Genomic DNA, 1,748 nt, shown 5'->3' on the forward strand with positions numbered 1-1,748 from the left:
TGCCCGGATAGCTCAGTTGGTAGAGCAGCGGATTGAAAATCCGCGTGTCGGTGGTTCGAATCCGCCTCCGGGCACCACTTATCTTCTTGAAATTACTAGATAATAAACCGAGTATTCGCTCAGCTTTCTCAAGGTTTGACACTTTTCTCAGTGTGGTTTGACACTTTTGCTCCAACTGCTTGCTGAACTCTTCCCCGCGCAGCGTGATTTCCTTTTCAAATCGGACAGCAATATCCGACATGCTTTTGCGTAAATCAGCCCCTTTTGCATAAAGCCGTGCCCATGGCCTCTGTCTCATGCCCAAGCGCAGCGGCTAGGTCTCTGTCGTTCAGCCCAATCTCCCGCAAAATGGTCGCCACCGTATGCCGCAGACCATAAAGGGTAAGACCCGGTTCAATCAGGTTCTGTTTCTCAAGTTGGATACGCAGTTTGCGCCATGATGCTCTGAACCCCGAGACAGTCCATGGTTGCCCTCTGGAGTTTGCACAAAGCGTTGGCGCTTCGTGATCTGGCGCATCATCAAGAGTTGATTTCAAAGGTGCAATGACAGGCCAAAAGACCGGGCCCCTGTTTTGGCGCGCCGGGTTGAGATGAACCCATTTTGGTATTGCTGTTTGGCAAGCGTAAGCGCGTCTTGTGGGCCAAGCCCCGTATACATCATCAAGGTAAGGGCAGGGATCATTTGAGCCGGGGCGTGTTTTAAAACGACCCTGCGCTCGTCATCCGTCCAGGGCCTGTTGGCGATTGGAGCGTTTTTAGGTTTGCGAATGGATTTAATCCCAAGAGCAGGGTTTTCTTTGACGAACCCACGTTCCTTACCCCATGAAAACAGAACGGAAAGCACTTGTTTTACATAGTTTGCAAAACGCCGCTTACGCTGCTCCTCTGCCTTGTCTCTGAGTTTGACAATGAAGGGTGAGGTAAAGCGGGTGAGGGGTGTGTTGTTGATTGGCGCCAGATAATCAAAGACCTTCTGGTAGTCCGACTTGGTGCGATCAGCCAACTCAAGAAAGGCAGAGCTGGCGCGATACTTGTCAATCAGATTGCCGAGCGTGCCCGGCCTGCTGGTATCAGCCACTGACATCAAGTTTGTCAGTCGCTCGCATTCCGCCAGAAAGGCAGCACTGCCAATTGGCGCTTTTTCCAGATTGATCGGCTCACCAGTCTTGCGATGATAACACCGCAGCTTGCCATGCTGGTCATTAAAGATCTTGAAGCCTTTGACCCGGATTATCGTCATATCAGGCCCGCAGCTGATTGAGGAGATCATCATCTGATGGACGGCTGTCTTCCTTTAAGCCTTCAATCCAGCGATCCAGATCCTTGACGTCCCAGGCCTTACGCCCTCCGGGAAGAAGAACAGCGGGAACCGGACAATTGGCCAGGAAGCTGGTTGCACTTAGACCACAATAGGAAGCCGCATCAGCTCTCTTCAGCATGCGATACGGCTGGATACTCAAGTTCAACTGCGCTCTCGCCATATCGATCCCCTCTCGATCTTCAGGTTATAGATGTTTTGATGCCGATAGCATGGGCCTGTGATTTATGAGCCGAAGTGATTATTCGCTCTCCTCACAAACCTTTGTGCAAGATACGAGCACTTTCAAAAACAAAGCTCCGCAATCGACAATATGATAGGCAGGCTGACGTTTTGAGCTTCGCATAATCTGAGTGATCGCCTCCAGAAGCTCTTCCAGTCCGACATGCATCTGTATCTGAATATTTTCCTCATCCATTGCATTGTTGCA

The 1,748-nt window shown here is 50.7% G+C and carries 3 protein-coding genes, 1 tRNA gene and 1 pseudogene; 1 reads left to right on the forward strand and 4 read right to left on the reverse strand.

Features of this window, described 5'->3' with window-relative positions; genetic code table 11:
* Position 1 precedes the first annotated feature (1 nt).
* A tRNA-Phe gene (locus PsAD13_RS25350) sits at positions 2-77 on the forward strand.
* Positions 78-254: 177 nt separating this feature from the next.
* Here PsAD13_RS25350 and PsAD13_RS28435 read toward each other — a convergent pair.
* The 4 genes and pseudogenes from PsAD13_RS28435 to PsAD13_RS25365 all read right to left on the reverse strand — a co-directional run.
* Positions 255-536: a tyrosine-type recombinase/integrase gene (locus tag PsAD13_RS28435; RefSeq protein ID WP_206599792.1), complete on the reverse strand. Its 282-nt coding sequence runs from the start codon at positions 534-536 to the stop codon at positions 255-257.
* Positions 533-1,240 (reverse strand): hypothetical protein, encoded by a 708-nt coding sequence (locus PsAD13_RS25355; RefSeq protein WP_206599793.1) that lies wholly within the window; start codon positions 1,238-1,240, stop codon positions 533-535. The genes PsAD13_RS28435 and PsAD13_RS25355 overlap by 4 nt, the downstream gene beginning before the upstream one ends.
* Before the next feature lies 1 nt (position 1,241).
* Positions 1,242-1,481, reverse strand: a complete 240-nt coding sequence (locus PsAD13_RS25360; RefSeq protein WP_208986936.1) for a hypothetical protein — start codon at positions 1,479-1,481, stop codon at positions 1,242-1,244.
* A gap of 78 nt (positions 1,482-1,559) precedes the next feature.
* Positions 1,560-1,748, reverse strand: a pseudogene (locus tag PsAD13_RS25365) (MerR family transcriptional regulator); the annotation flags it as partial.

The sequence above is a fragment of the Pseudovibrio sp. Ad13 genome (assembly GCF_001623225.1).
In the GTDB taxonomy this organism is placed as follows: Bacteria; Pseudomonadota; Alphaproteobacteria; order Rhizobiales; family Stappiaceae; genus Pseudovibrio.